This window comes from Pseudolactococcus plantarum, assembly GCF_002441715.1.
Taxonomy (GTDB): domain Bacteria; phylum Bacillota; class Bacilli; order Lactobacillales; family Streptococcaceae; genus Pseudolactococcus; species Pseudolactococcus plantarum.
Window position 1 is genome coordinate 23458 of record NZ_JXJX01000014.1, and the last position, 14684, is coordinate 38141.

11 protein-coding genes are annotated in these 14684 nt (G+C 38.4%); 10 read left to right on the forward strand and 1 reads right to left on the reverse strand.

The genetic code is table 11. The features are described from left to right. Positions 1–23 precede the first annotated feature (23 nt). The 6 genes from RU87_RS08865 to RU87_RS08890 all read left to right on the forward strand — a co-directional run bounded on the left by RU87_RS08865 (position 24) and on the right by RU87_RS08890 (position 8516). The gene (locus RU87_RS08865) at positions 24–1460 is read left to right on the forward strand and encodes a glycoside hydrolase family 1 protein (protein WP_068164506.1); all 1437 of its coding nucleotides are present in this window, start codon (positions 24–26) and stop codon (positions 1458–1460) included. 255 nt (positions 1461–1715) lie between these two features. After that, positions 1716–2558 (forward strand): BglG family transcription antiterminator LicT, encoded by an 843-nt coding sequence (licT, locus tag RU87_RS08870; RefSeq protein ID WP_068164503.1) that lies wholly within the window; start codon positions 1716–1718, stop codon positions 2556–2558. 153 nt (positions 2559–2711) lie between these two features. Further along, the gene (locus RU87_RS08875) at positions 2712–4625 is read left to right on the forward strand and encodes a beta-glucoside-specific PTS transporter subunit IIABC (protein WP_068164498.1); all 1914 of its coding nucleotides are present in this window, start codon (positions 2712–2714) and stop codon (positions 4623–4625) included. Between the two features lie 142 nt (positions 4626–4767). After that, a complete protein-coding gene (locus RU87_RS08880; RefSeq protein WP_068164495.1) occupies positions 4768–6207 on the forward strand; it encodes a glycoside hydrolase family 1 protein in 1440 nt (479 codons plus the stop codon). Continuing rightward, entirely contained in the window at positions 6200–7051 is an 852-nt protein-coding gene (locus RU87_RS08885; protein ID WP_068164493.1) for a Cof-type HAD-IIB family hydrolase, read from the forward strand. The genes RU87_RS08880 and RU87_RS08885 overlap by 8 nt, the downstream gene beginning before the upstream one ends. Positions 7052–7073: 22 nt before the next feature. Further along, positions 7074–8516: a 6-phospho-beta-glucosidase gene (locus RU87_RS08890; protein WP_068164490.1), complete on the forward strand. Its 1443-nt coding sequence runs from the start codon at positions 7074–7076 to the stop codon at positions 8514–8516. Between the two features lie 251 nt (positions 8517–8767). On the opposite strand, the gene pbp3 is transcribed toward RU87_RS08890, so the two are convergent. Beyond that, positions 8768–10060 carry a D-alanyl-D-alanine carboxypeptidase PBP3 gene (gene pbp3 / locus RU87_RS08895; protein ID WP_082782206.1) on the reverse strand — a complete coding sequence of 431 codons (1293 nt, stop codon included), beginning with the start codon at positions 10058–10060 and terminating at the stop codon, positions 8768–8770. Between the two features lie 326 nt (positions 10061–10386). On the opposite strand from pbp3, the gene rpsL reads away from it, so the two are divergent. The 4 genes from rpsL (at position 10387) to purR (ending at position 14495) form a co-directional block, all read left to right on the forward strand. After that, a complete protein-coding gene (gene rpsL / locus RU87_RS08900; RefSeq protein ID WP_047916686.1) occupies positions 10387–10800 on the forward strand; it encodes a 30S ribosomal protein S12 in 414 nt (137 codons plus the stop codon). A gap of 20 nt (positions 10801–10820) precedes the next feature. After that, positions 10821–11288: a 30S ribosomal protein S7 gene (gene rpsG / locus RU87_RS08905; protein ID WP_003140269.1), complete on the forward strand. Its 468-nt coding sequence runs from the start codon at positions 10821–10823 to the stop codon at positions 11286–11288. Between the two features lie 140 nt (positions 11289–11428). Further along, positions 11429–13504, forward strand: a complete 2076-nt coding sequence (gene fusA / locus RU87_RS08910; protein WP_068164484.1) for an elongation factor G — start codon at positions 11429–11431, stop codon at positions 13502–13504. 172 nt (positions 13505–13676) lie between these two features. Beyond that, positions 13677–14495: a pur operon repressor gene (gene purR / locus RU87_RS08915; RefSeq protein WP_068164481.1), complete on the forward strand. Its 819-nt coding sequence runs from the start codon at positions 13677–13679 to the stop codon at positions 14493–14495. Positions 14496–14684 lie beyond the last annotated feature (189 nt).

Here is a 14684-nt window from a genome sequence, read left to right on the forward strand (position 1 = left end):
TATGAATAAGAAAGGATGAATAAATGACATTTCCAAAAGGATTTTTATGGGGTGGTGCAACAGCAGCCAACCAATTTGAAGGAGGCTATGATCAAGGTGGACGTGGGTTGGCTGTCCCAGATTTAAAAACAGCTGGTAATGTAGATACGCCACGGCGATTTACAGCCAAGATTGAGCCAGATGTTTACTACCCAAGCCATCAAGCTATTGATTTTTATCATCACTATAAAGAAGATATCAAGTTGTTCGGGGAAATGAATTTTAATGTATTTCGAATGAGTATTGCTTGGTCACGTATCTTTCCACAGGGAGATGAGCTAGAGCCTAATGAAGCAGGTTTGCAGTTTTATGAGGATGTTATTGATGAATTAATCAAAAATGGGATGACGCCGTTAATTACTTTGTCTCATTTTGAGTTGCCTATGGGGATTGTTGAAAAGTATAATGGCTTTTCAGATCGCCGTGTGATTGATTTATTTGTCCGATATGCCGAGACTGTTATGACAAGGTTCAAATCTAAAGTAAAATATTGGTTGACGTTTAATGAGATGAATTTTGGCGTTATGGATCATGGTGAGTTGACAGTATTGGGCTTGAATCCGAATGATCAAACAATTTATCCAGATGAGATAAAAGGTAATGAAAAAGTTCGTTTCCAAGCTTTGCACAATGCGCTTGTAGCCAGTGCTAAAGTGGTAAAACTTGCTCATGAGATTAATCCAGACTTTATGATAGGCTGTATGATTTGCCATATTACCAGTTATCCGTTGACGCCCAAACCAGAAGATATTTTAAAGCGTAAAGAATTTGACTTGCTATTTACAAAGTTTGTGGGAGATGTGCAAGTTAGTGGGGGTTATCCGTCTTATATGACGACCTATCTGGAAAAAAAGAATATGTTTCCAATTTTTGAACCTGGAGATGCTGAAATTTTAAAAGCTGGTACGGTGGATATGTACACTTTTTCTTACTATATGACGATTTGTATCACAACAGATGGGTCAGCAAAAGATACAGCTGGTAATTTGATGGGGGGTAAGGCTAATCCGTATCTGAAAGCAAGTGAGTGGGGTTGGCAAGTGGATCCGATTGGGTTAGAGTATACGCTGTTGGACTTACAAGATCGTTATCATCTTCCGATGATGGTTGTAGAAAATGGCTTGGGATTTGCTGATGAATTAAAAGAGGATAAGACTATTGAAGATGATTATCGCATTGATTACATGCGCGATCATATCAAGGCGATGGATTCTGCAATCGAAAAAGGTGTTGATTTGATCGGCTATACGATGTGGGGGCCGATTGACCTGATCTCAGCTGGTACTGGTGAGATGAAAAAACGTTATGGATTCATTTATGTAGATATGAATAATGATGGGACAGGTAGTTTAAGGCGCTATAAGAAAAAATCATTTGATTGGTATGGGCGAGTCGTTGAGAGTAATGGTACACTACTTTAAATAAGATGACTTATCTGAACTTATCAGTTTGGTTGCGTCGTACCAGTTGTCGTGCTTATAGATGTGATAATTATCAAATAGAAACTAAACTCATTTAAATCTAACGTTATAAAAAGTTGACAACGCTTACATTTTTGTGGTACTATTTATACATAAAGATATGGATGGTAATTATTAAGTTAAGCTAGACCAAAAAAGTGATGGATATACTATCATTTTTGGGTCTAGTTTTTTTGGGATAGGACACAATATGACATGAAGATTAAGAAAATACTTAACAACAATGTTGTGATAACTGAGAAGGGAACTTCTGAGATTGTTGTGATGGGGCGTGGCCTAGCTTTTGGTAAGAAAGTTGGTCAGGAACTATTAGAAAGCGATGTTGAAAAAGTTTATGAGTTAACTGGTGATGGGCAAAATCGTGTGACAGAGTTATTATCTGGCATTCCAGATGAAATTCTTGAAATTTCTGATGATATTGCAACGTTAGCTAAAAACACTTTAACGGTTAAGATTAATGATTCGCTATTTTTGACATTAGCTGATCATATTAATGGTGTTATTGCCAGACTAAAAGATGATGTGATGATCAAGAACTTTCTATTATGGGATATTAAACGTTTTTTCCCTGAAGAGTATGCGATTGGAGAAAAAGCGATCGCTGAAATTTCGCTAAAATATGCGATTGAGCTCAATGAAGATGAGGCTGGGTTTATCGCAATGCATATTGTGAATAGTGAATTAGAGAGTAATAACTCGTCAATTGTTAGTGAGTTGACTAAATTAATTGAAGAAGTGATCACGATTGTCAAATATAGTTTGCAACTATCTTTAAATGAATCGGATATTTACTATCAGCGATTTATGACACATCTGAGATTTTTTGCAGAGCGCGTGCTACTAAAATCATCTGAGCTACAAGAAAAAACAGGTCAAGTAGATGATGCTTTATATGAGATGATTGCTGCTAAGTACCCAGAAGCTTATCAAACAACACAAAAAATTACAGGATTTTTAATGCAGACACGATACTATGATGTCTCTGCTGATGAACAGATGTACTTAACGATTCATCTTGCTAGGATTATCGAAAAATAAGAGTTTAGATGTGCTGCACCTATAACATAATGGTATTTGCTCGATAACCATATGTTATGTTTAACCAAGTTCACCCCGGATGGTTACATTAAGTTGGCCAAACCTAAAATATATAGGGCAGTTGCCCAATCACAATTTTAGGAGGTCCCGAAGATGGGAAAATATGAAGCATTGGCGAAAGCAATCGTCGCTCAAGTTGGTGGTAAAGAAAATGTCCAAAGTTTGACGCATTGTATCACTCGTTTGCGTTTTAAACTAAAAGACGAGTCTAAGGCACATGATGATGTGCTAAAAAATATGGATGGTGTCGTTACTGTCATGAAAGCTGGTGGTCAATATCAAGTTGTCATTGGTAATCATGTGCCAGACGTTTATCAGGATGTTCTTGAAGTTTCAGGTATTCAAGCTGGAAATATTAAAGATGGTGAGTCAGAGGTAAAACAGAAACCTTTTGATGTTATTATTGATATTGTTTCAGGCTGTTTCCAACCTTTCTTAGGTGCGTTATGTGCTGCAGGTATGATAAAAGGCATTAACGCGCTACTCATCTTTTTTAAACTGTATACTGCGACATCAGGGACTTATATTACACTTAATGCAATTGGTGATGCCATTTTCTATTTCTTGCCAATTTTTGTTGCTTTAACTGCATCGCGCAAGTTTAAACTACCAGAGTTCACCGGCTTAGCACTTGGCGCAGCTCTTGTCTATCCAAGCATTCAACAATCTGCTATCGTTGCAGCAGGTGCAAAACCACTAGGGAGTATTTTCGGCGTTGATTACTATACAACCTTTGCTGGGATTCCTTTGATTGCTAATAACTATACTTCGTCAGTTATCCCGATTATATTTATTATCTGGTTGGCATCAAAAGTTCAAAAATGGGCCAAGAAAGTCATTCCTGAATTGATTGCCACTTTCTTTGTGCCAATGGTTGTTATGCTTGTGTCAATGCCAATTGGTTTTCTTGTTGTAGGACCGATTATTAGTTTTTTGACTGAAGGTTTGAGTAATGCTTTCAACTCAGTCTATGGCTTCTCTCCAATTTTGTTTGGTGCTCTTGTTGGTGGACTATGGCAATTGTTGGTTATCTTCGGTTTACATTGGGCATTGATTCCAATGGTTATGGCCCAGTTAGGAGATCAAGGTTGGACCAATATTCTTGCTGGACAATTTGCTGCAAGTTTTGCCCAAACTGCCGTTTTGGTTGCCTTACTTTTCAAAATTTATAAGAAAAAAGATCGTCAACTCATTATGCCATCTATTATCTCAGGGATTGCTGGTGTAACAGAACCTGCAATTTACGGGATTACATTACCTCGTGTAAAACCTTTTGTGATTTCATGTATCTCAGCAGCTGTTGCGGGTGCTTACGCTGGTTTGATGAACGTGACCATGTACATGATGGGAGGGCTAGGGATTTTTGCCTTACCAACGATGATATCAAATGGAAAAGATGGTACTGCAAATGGTGCGATTGGTTCAATGGTTCACGCCTCAATTTCAGCTGTGATTGGTATGGTGGTTGCCTTTGTCTTAACAATGATTTTATGTCCAAAAGAGTACGATGAGGTGAATGCTGAAGAAACGCCAACATCGAAACCAGAAGTAGGCAATGCGCAACATATTGCAGCCCCAGCAAGTGGGGAAGTCTTACCGCTTAGTGAGGCAGGAGATGCAGCATTTTCTGAAGGATTGCTAGGTAAGGGTGCTGTGATTGTCCCCACAGTAGGAGAAATAATAGCACCATTTGATGGTGTGGTCGTAACATTGTTTCCAACAAAACATGCGATTGGGTTGCTTTCGAGTCAAGGAGCAGAACTGTTGATACATGTTGGCATTGATACGGTACAGTTAGATGGTCAGTTTTTTGAAAGTTTTGTCAAACAAGGTGAGATTGTCAAACAAGGTCAAAGATTGTTATCTTTTGATATAAAAGCAATTGAAACGGCTGGATTTAATACGCAAATCCCAATAATTGTGACAAATACACAAGATTATAGTCAAGTAGAGGCTACAACAGCACAAACAATCAACGAAGGTGAGTCATTCATAACAGTTCGTTAAAAGATATGACAAAGAGAATCGCGTGATATTTAAAAAAAGCCTCGCTGTGATAATACCACGCTAAAAGATATCTGTTATGGGTTTGATATAGATAGAGTTGAAAATAGAGCTTATTTTAAATAAGCATAAAGGAGTGAAATAGATGAGTTTTTCTAAGGATTTTTTGTGGGGAGGCGCAACAGCTGCTAATCAGTTGGAAGGCGCTTATGATGCAGCTGGCAAAGGGTTATCTGTAGCAGATGCGATGCCAGGTGGTAAGATTCGCTGGCAAGTCTTAGGATCAGATGATTTTGATTGGTCAATTGATGAGGCAACTTACAGTTATCCTAACCATAAAGGAATTGATCATTTTCATCGATTTAAGGAAGATATAGCACTGTTTGCCGAAATGGGGTTTAAGTGTTACCGTTTTTCAATAGCTTGGACACGGATTTTTCCAAATGGAGATGAAACAACGCCAAATGAATCTGGACTTAGCTTTTATGAACAAGTCATTGATGAGTGTTTGAAGTACGGTATTGAGCCTGTTATTACGATTTCTCATTATGAATTACCCTTACATTTAGCTAAAGCATATGGAGGATGGCAAAATCGTAAATTAGTAGTATTTTATGAACGATTCGCAAAAACTGTTTTAACGCGCTTTCATAGCAAAGTAACCTATTGGATGACGTTTAATGAAATCAATAGTGCGATTGCCATGCCTGCGCTATCACAAGGCATGGTCCCATCAACGGGTAGTCGCGTACAACAAAACATTTTTCAAGCTTGGCACCATCAGTTTGTCGCAAGTGCTTTAGCTGTAAAAATTGGACATGAGTTAAATCCAGACTTAAAAATCGGCTGTATGATTATTTATGCGACGACTTATAGTTTTGATGCTAATCCTATTAATCAAGCAGCTACGATGGTGCATAATCAAGCCTTTAATTATTTTTGTACAGATGTTCAGGTAAGAGGAGAATACCCTGCTTATACTCAACGTCTTTTTAAAGAAAAAGGTGTTGCACCGCTTGATATACATGACGGTGATTTAGCGCTTTTAAAATCATATCCAGTGGATTATATCGGCTTTAGTTATTATATGTCCGGTGTTCAAAACGTGACTGCTAAAGATGCCGAAACAGTGGAGGGCAATATTCTTGGTGGCGTTAAAAATCCTTTTCTAGAGGCTAGTGATTGGGGATGGCAGATTGATCCGACTGGCTTACGCATTGCCTTAAACGATCTGTATGGCCGTTACCAAGTGCCGTTGTTCATAGTTGAAAATGGTTTGGGAGCATATGATCAAGTTGAAGCTGATGGCTCAATTAATGACGACTATCGGATTGACTACTTGGCTAAGCATATTCAGGCGATGGGAGAAGCGGTAGATGATGGTGTTGATCTAATGGGATATACGCCTTGGGGATGTATTGATCTTGTTAGTGCGTCAACAGGTGAGATGAGTAAACGATATGGTTTCATTTATGTTGATTTAGATGATCATCTTAATGGCACAGGTAATCGTAGTAAGAAAAAATCCTTTGCTTGGTATCAACAAGTGATTGCAAGTAATGGAGAGGAGTTAACAAATGACTAAAAAAATCGCGTTCTTTGATGTAGATGGCACGCTAGTTGGGGATAGCGGAAAGCCAACACTTGAGACGGTTTCAGCGATTCAACATTTTAAATCTCACGGCAATTTAGCCTTTGTTTGTACAGGTCGTTCTAGACCGGAGATTTTACCTGAAATCATGGCGATTGGTTTTGATGGTATCATCGGTGCTGGAGGCGGATATATTTTAGTAGGTGATGACGTGATTCACCATCATACGATGCCGGAAAAAGATGTAAGGGAAATGATTCATTTTTTCCAAGAAAATGGGATCGAATATTACTTAGAATCTAATTCTGGTCTCTTTGGTAGTGAACGTTATGATGAAAAAATTAATGAAACGATTTTGGCATATGTCGGCAATGATGAGCAAAAAGCAGAAGCTTTAACTGTCAAAAATCAATGGTTTAATCAATTGATTGATTCCTTTAAAGGTCAAGAGATTGATTATGGAGATATTAATAAAATCTCGTTCATTAATAATACTTTTGATTTTCAAGATATTGCGCGACGTTTTGGTAGTAAGTTTGAAATGTTCCACATGACAGTGCCCTTCTTTGGTAAAGAGAGCGGTGAAATTGCTGTCAAAGGTAATGATAAATCAACGGCTATTCATATGGTTTTGGATAATTTGAATTTGACCAAATCTGATGCCATCTCATTTGGAGATGCGAATAATGATTTAGCTATGTTTCGTGCTTGTGGGTATAATGTGGCCATGGGTAATGGTACTGATGAATTAAAAGCAGCTGCAGATGAAGTTACACAATCTGTTGAGGATAATGGTGTAGCTAAAAGTTTGATTAAGCATAACTATTTTAAAGTTTAATTTTATAGAAGGAGAGATAGGAATGGGATTTCCAAAAGGATTTTTATGGGGTGGCGCGACAGCTGCTAACCAATGTGAAGGTGGCTATAACGAAGGCGGTCGTGGGCTAGCAAATGTTGATGTGGTACCACTAGGAGAAGATCGTTTCCCAATTATTACAGGGAAAATGACACATCTTGATTTTGACGATGCGCATTTTTATCCAGCTAAAGAAGCGATTGATATGTATCATCATTTTAAAGAAGATATTAAATTATTTGCTGAGATGGGATTTAAGACCTATCGATTATCAATTGCTTGGTCACGTATTTTTCCCAAGGGTGATGAAGTTGACCCTAACGAAGCAGGTCTCAAGTTCTATGAAGAGTTATTTAAAGAATGTCACCGTTATGGTATCGAACCATTAGTGACAATTACACACTTTGATTGTCCGATTCATTTGATTGAGACATATGGTGGGTGGAAAAATCGGAAACTTGTTGATTTTTATGAAAATTTAGTGCGTGTATTGTTTACACGCTATAAAGGGTTGGTCAAGTATTGGTTAACCTTTAATGAAATCAATATGATCCTACATGCCCCATTTATGGGAGCAGGGCTGACGTTTGAAGATGGTGAAGATCAAGAACTCGCCAAATATACGGCAGCTCATCATGAACTTTTAGCAAGTGCACGAGCGACAAAACTTGCACATGAAATCGATCCCGAAAATCAAGTAGGGTGTATGATGGCTGGAGCTGTTTACTATCCTTATTCATGTAGACCAGGAGATGTATGGTCTGCCTATGAAGATGCGCGTGATGAGTATTATCTGATCGATGTTCAAGCGCGTGGTGAATATCCAAGGTATTTCCTCAAACGTTTGGAGCGTAAAGGCATAACATTACCAATACAAGAGGGCGACCTTGAATTTTTAAAGGCTAACACAGTTGATTTTGTTTCATTTAGTTATTATGCAACGCGTGTCTCTGTTGGTGCTGATAACGATGAGGTTGAGTTTACAGCTTCCAATATTTTTGATTCAGTCAAAAATCCTTACCTCAAGTCTAGTGAGTGGGGGTGGCAGATTGATCCACTTGGCTTTAGAACGACCCTAAACAGCCTTTATGATCGTTATCAAAAACCACTTTTTGTTGTAGAAAATGGTCTTGGTGCTATCGATAAACCAGATGAAAAAGGTTATGTTGTAGATGATTATCGGATTGACTATATGGCGCAGCATATAGATGCTATGCGAGATGCGATTGATCTTGATGGTGTTGAGGTGATGGGCTATACGTCATGGGGATGTATTGATTTAGTCTCTGCTGGTACAGGTGAGATGAAAAAACGTTACGGATTTATCTATGTAGACCGAGATAATGAAGGAAACGGTACCTTGAAACGTACACCTAAAAAATCCTTCGATTGGTATAAGCAAGTGATTGCTAGTAATGGGGATGATACGTCTTGGAAAAAGGCGTGATAGTTGATTAAAGGAGTTGCTTTAAGCAGCTTTTTTATGTTAACCAAGACACCGGTATTGAATTACTTTTGTCATTTATGATAGAGGATGACAGTGTGATGGTCGCAGTATTAAGTGCATGATTCATGACAATACGAAAAAAGACTGCTTGAGATGATGGTCTCAAGCAGTCTTTTTCTATATTAGTGTTAAGTTACTAGATGATAAAGGTTGCACTGATCTACACTGTGTCACCACTATCCGTTAATATGTTATAGTTTTTCGTTCACAAATCTAACAAAGTGATTCCACATGACCTTAACAGCATTACTTTTTGGCACTTCCTTTGTCGCTGTTAGATAAAACTTTTTACCATCTAATCCTGGTAAATAACCAAGCTTATCTCTAATTTGAAAAGTTGCTTGGACAAGCTTTTGATTTTTTTTGATAGGTGCTGTGACTGTATCATCATCTTTTTTATTATATGTAAGTGACGTGATGGTATCATTTGCAGCCATAGGTACAACAGCTGATAAATCAGTATCAGGTAGCAGGGTTACTTGTTTACTTTGCCCATCAAGAACAGTTAATTTTGAAGGGGCATTGTGGTCATCAATTTTGACGCCCTTAGTAGCAAGTGTTTGTAACTGCCATGTCCCATAGATATGATTCATTAGTTCCCCGGTAGCTTGAAAGCGCGCATTACTATCGTTATCAGCATTATCTGCATTCAAGACTACTGTAATGATTCTAAAGTTATTTTGAACAGTTGTTGCAACAAAACAAGCGCCGGCAAAAGCTGTGGTCCCAGTTTTTAGTCCATCTACACCAGGTCTACCGGCAGATAAGCCTGGTAACATATAATTGTAGCTTGTAAGAGGTTGTTCTGAGTCACCATGGGCATCGAAAGTCTCTGTTGCTTTTTTTGAGGTATCTAATACATCAGGAAAATCATTAATCAGGTGCTTTGAGATAATTGCGACATCTTTTGCTGAGAGCTCATTCTCATCAGTTTTTGACGAACCTGGATAAATATTTTCATCTAGTACACTGTTATTGAGACCAGAAGCATTAACAAGTTTAGCATCTTTAATGCCCCAATAAGCCAACTGCGTTTTCATCTGATCAACAAATTTTGGCTCTGTTCCGCCTATTTTCTCAGCTAAGGTAATAGCGGCAGAATTAGCAGATTGAATCAGTGCGGCATTGAATAAATCTTTCACTGTAAAAGCTTCGTTTTTATCTTTGACAGCAATATTAGATGCTTCAGGATTTTGCGTCAAGTTAAACGCGTAATCACTCATTTTCACTTTATCATCCCAATGTAAAGTGCCCTTCTTTATGGCATCTAATGTCATATAGATTGTCATAATTTTAGTGATTGAAGCAATACCCATAGGCGTATCAGCATTTTTAGAATATAGAATTTTTCCACTATCGGCATCTACTGCAATCGCAGCTTTAGCCTTAACATCAAAAGTTTGATCTGCACTTACAACAGAAAGTATTGGTGTCATGACCAGTGTGAGAAACACGGTAACTAATAAGAATATCTTTTTTTTCATACCTGTTATTATATCAAAATATAGTTTGTTTTTGTTATGATCTAGTTAGGAGAGCTAGATTTGTCAGATTATAACAACTTAACGACTAAGTCATAAATGCGTTTGACAAAGGCATTTAGGTATGATAAACTGATAGACGGTACTTTTTCATTTGGTAATTCAAAAGAAGCCTAGCCGTTTTGGTAAGGTAGTATCCAAAATTCTTGTTGGAACTTGGCTTAAGCGACCATATACCAACACAACTAAACGAAAAAACGAAAGGAATGCTATCAATCTTATTATCGCTTATTGACTTTGTCAAAATAATGATTGACAGCAAGCAAGAAATGCCTACTATTAACCAATTGGTTCGCAAACCGCGTAAATCAAAAATTGTTAAATCAACAGCGCCAGCATTGAACATTGGCTTCAACAGCCGTAAAAAAGTTCAAACGAAAACTAACTCACCACAAAAACGTGGGGTTGCAACTCGTGTTGGTACTATGACACCGAAAAAACCCAACTCAGCTTTGCGTAAATTCGCACGTGTGCGTTTGTCAAATCTGATTGAAGTAACAGCCTATATCCCAGGTATCGGTCACAACTTACAAGAACACAGCGTGGTTTTACTTCGTGGTGGACGTGTAAAAGACCTTCCAGGGGTACGTTACCATATCGTTCGTGGTGCACTTGATACTGCAGGTGTAACTGATCGTAAACAAGGCCGTTCTAAATACGGTACTAAAAAACCAAAAGCATAATCTGAAAGGAGATAAGATAAATGCGTAAAAATCGTGCACCAAAACGTGAAGTTTTGGCAGATCCACTTTATAACTCAGTCGTAGTCACTCGCCTTATCAACCGCGTTATGCTTGATGGTAAACGTGGTACATCAGCGAGCATTGTATACGGTGCTTTCGAACAAATTAAGGAAGCTACTGGAACAGAAGCTATCGAAGTTTTTGAACAAGCGATGGAAAACATCATGCCTGTTCTTGAAGTTCGTGCTCGCCGTGTTGGTGGGTCAAACTACCAAGTCCCAGTTGAAGTACGTCCTGAACGTCGTGTAACACTTGGTTTACGTTGGTTGGTAACAATCGCTCGTAAACGTGGTGAGCATACTATGCAAGACCGTTTAGCAAAAGAAATCATGGACGCAGCAAATAACACAGGCGCTGCGGTTAAAAAACGTGAAGACACACACAAAATGGCTGAAGCCAACCGTGCGTTTGCTCATTTCCGCTGGTAAGATGTCTGCATATAACTTGTTTTTAACAAATGAGTTGTATTTATACATATTTTAAAATCGGTAATTCAAGAAACATACTAGGTAGGCGACCTGCCTTCCTAGTATTTTTCACTCAAACATATAATTAGGAGACCTATACAATGGCACGCGAATTTTCACTAGAAAACACACGTAACATCGGTATCATGGCTCACGTTGATGCTGGTAAAACAACAACAACTGAGCGTGTACTATACTATACTGGTAAAATCCACAAAATTGGTGAAACCCACGAAGGGGCTTCACAAATGGACTGGATGGCACAAGAACAAGAACGTGGTATCACAATCACATCAGCTGCAACAACAGCTGCTTGGCATGATACTCGTATCAATATCATCGACACACCAGGTCACGTGGATTTCACAATTGAAGTGCAACGTTCACTTCGTGTACTTGATGGTGCAGTAACTGTTTTGGATGCACAATCAGGTGTTGAACCACAAACTGAAACTGTTTGGCGTCAAGCGACAGAATACGGTGTGCCACGTATCGTATTTGCTAACAAGATGGATAAAATCGGTGCAGATTTCTTCTATTCTTTATCTACACTTCATGACCGTTTGGGTGCAAACGCACATCCAATCCAAATTCCGATTGGTGCTGAAGAAGACTTCGAAGGTATCATCGATTTAGTAAGAATGCGCGCTGAGGTCTACACAAATGACTTAGGTACAGATATTCTTGACGAAGAAATCCCAGAAGAGTACCGTGAACAAGCTGAAGAATGGCGTGCTAAATTAATTGAAGCAGTTGCTGATACTGATGAAGACCTTATGATGAAATATCTTGAAGGTGAAGAAATCACTGAAGCTGAGCTTAAAGCTGCTATCCGTAAAGCAACAATCAACGTTGAATTCTACCCAATGCTTGCAGGTTCTGCCTTCAAGAACAAAGGTGTTCAAATGATGCTTGACGCAGTTGTTGACTACTTACCAGCTCCAACTGATGTACCAGCGATCAAGGGTGTAACTCCTGACGGAGAAGAAACTGAACGTCGTGCTGATGATAGCGAACCATTTGCAGCACTTGCCTTTAAAGTTATGACTGACCCATTTGTGGGACGTCTAACTTTCTTCCGTGTATACTCTGGTGTCTTATCATCAGGTTCTTACGTATTGAATGCTTCAAAAGGTAAACGCGAACGTATCGGTCGTATCCTTCAAATGCATGCGAATACACGTAATGAAATCAATGATGTTTATTCAGGCGATATCGCTGCTGCTGTTGGATTGAAAGATACAACAACTGGTGACTCATTAACAGATGAAAAGAATCCAGTTATTCTTGAATCTATTGAATTCCCAGAACCAGTTATTCAAGTTATGGTTGAGCCTAAATCTAAAGCTGACCAAGATAAGATGGGTGTTGCCCTTCAAAAACTTGCTGAAGAAGATCCATCATTCCGCGTTGAAACAAACGTTGAAACTGGTGAAACACTTATCGCTGGTATGGGTGAACTTCACTTGGATATCTTGGTTGACCGTATGCGTCGTGAGTTCAACGTTGATGCCAACGTTGGCGCACCACAAGTATCATACCGTGAAACATTCCGTGCGCCTGTAACACAAGCCGAAGGTAAATTCGTTCGTCAATCAGGTGGTAAAGGTCAATACGGTCACGTTTGGGTTGAGTTTACACCAAACGAAGAAGGTAAAGGATTCGAATTCGAGAATGCTATTGTTGGTGGTGTGGTTCCGCGTGAATACATTCCAGCTGTAGAAAAAGGTTTGGCAGAAGCGATGCAAAATGGTGTACTTGCGGGTTACCCACTTGTTGACGTGAAAGCAAAACTTTATGATGGTTCATACCATGATGTCGATTCAAATGAAACAGCCTTCCGTGTTGCAGCATCATATGCTTTGAAAGCCGCAGCACCAAAAGCTAATCCAGTTATCCTTGAACCAATGATGAAAGTAACTGTTACAGTTCCTGAAGAAAATCTAGGGGATATCATGGGACACGTAACTGCTCGTCGCGGTCGTGTTGAAGGTATGGAAGCACATGGTAACAGCCAAATCGTTCATGCGTTTGTACCACTTGCTGAAATGTTTGGATATGCAACAACACTTCGTTCATCTACACAAGGACGTGGTACTTTCATGATGGTATTTGACCACTATGAAGATGTTCCAAAATCTGTACAAGAAGCAATCATTAAGAAAAATCAAGGTTAAAAAAATAAGTAAACACGAACATTTTAATTGTTCGTGTTTTTTTGATATAATAGAATCAAAAGTAATCGTGCTTAGCACAACTTAATGTTCAAGATAGCGGATAGTAATGCTAATCTTACGTTAAATCGTTAAAACGGTTGTCAGTTGTCAAGGCATGAAAAGAGGGCGTAAGATGAAAAGAAGTGAACGATTAGTAGATTTTACCAACTATTTATTAAACAATGCTAGAAAACTGACAACTCTATCATTTTTCGGACAAAGATATGGTGTTGCAAAGTCATCTATATCTGAAGATTTGGTGATTATAAAACGTGTATTTGAGGAAACTGGTGTTGGGACGGTTAAGACTTATCCAGGTGTTTCGGGAGGAGTTGTTTTTACACCAGAAATTTCAAATGCACAATCTAGAGCGATTGTATCTGAAATTGCAGATCTGATGCGGGAGAGCAATCGTATTTTACCCGGTGGCTATATCTATTTATCTGATATTTTAGGAAGTCCAAAAAATTTAAAAAATATTAGTAAAATCATTGCACATGAATATGCTGGGAAACAGATTGATGCGATTGTAACCATCGCAACAAAAGGAATTCCTATCGCACAAGCAGTTAGTGCTATACTTGATGTCCCATTTGTTATTGTTAGACGCGATCCTAAGGTAACAGAAGGTGCAACGCTAAATGTCAATTATATGTCTGGATCTAGCGCAAAAGTTGAAAATATGACTTTATCTAAAAGATCTCTTGCGCCAGGACAGCGTGTGCTGATAGTTGATGATTTCATGAAAGGTGGCGGAACACTAAATGGTATGAAGTCTCTAGTTCATGAGTTTGATTGCATACTTGCTGGTGTTGCTGTATTTGCAGAAGGGCCATTTAAAGGTCAGCGATTGATTACGGATTATAAATCAATTTTGAAAATTGAAAAAATAGATATAGAAAAACGCTCAATAGAAGTTGCATTAGGTAATATTTATACGAATGAAGTATGAGTAAGAGGAAAATGATTTTCATATTCATAAAGTCAACTTTTTAATAGCAAAATTTCGATGTTTAAAAGGCTAATAAGCTCACTAAAAATTACTGCTATGTCCTGTTTATAGCCAAAATAATGTACAAAAACTCTGGTTGTATATAGCCACCGTTTTTTTATGTGAAAAAAGTTAAAAAAGTGGTTGACA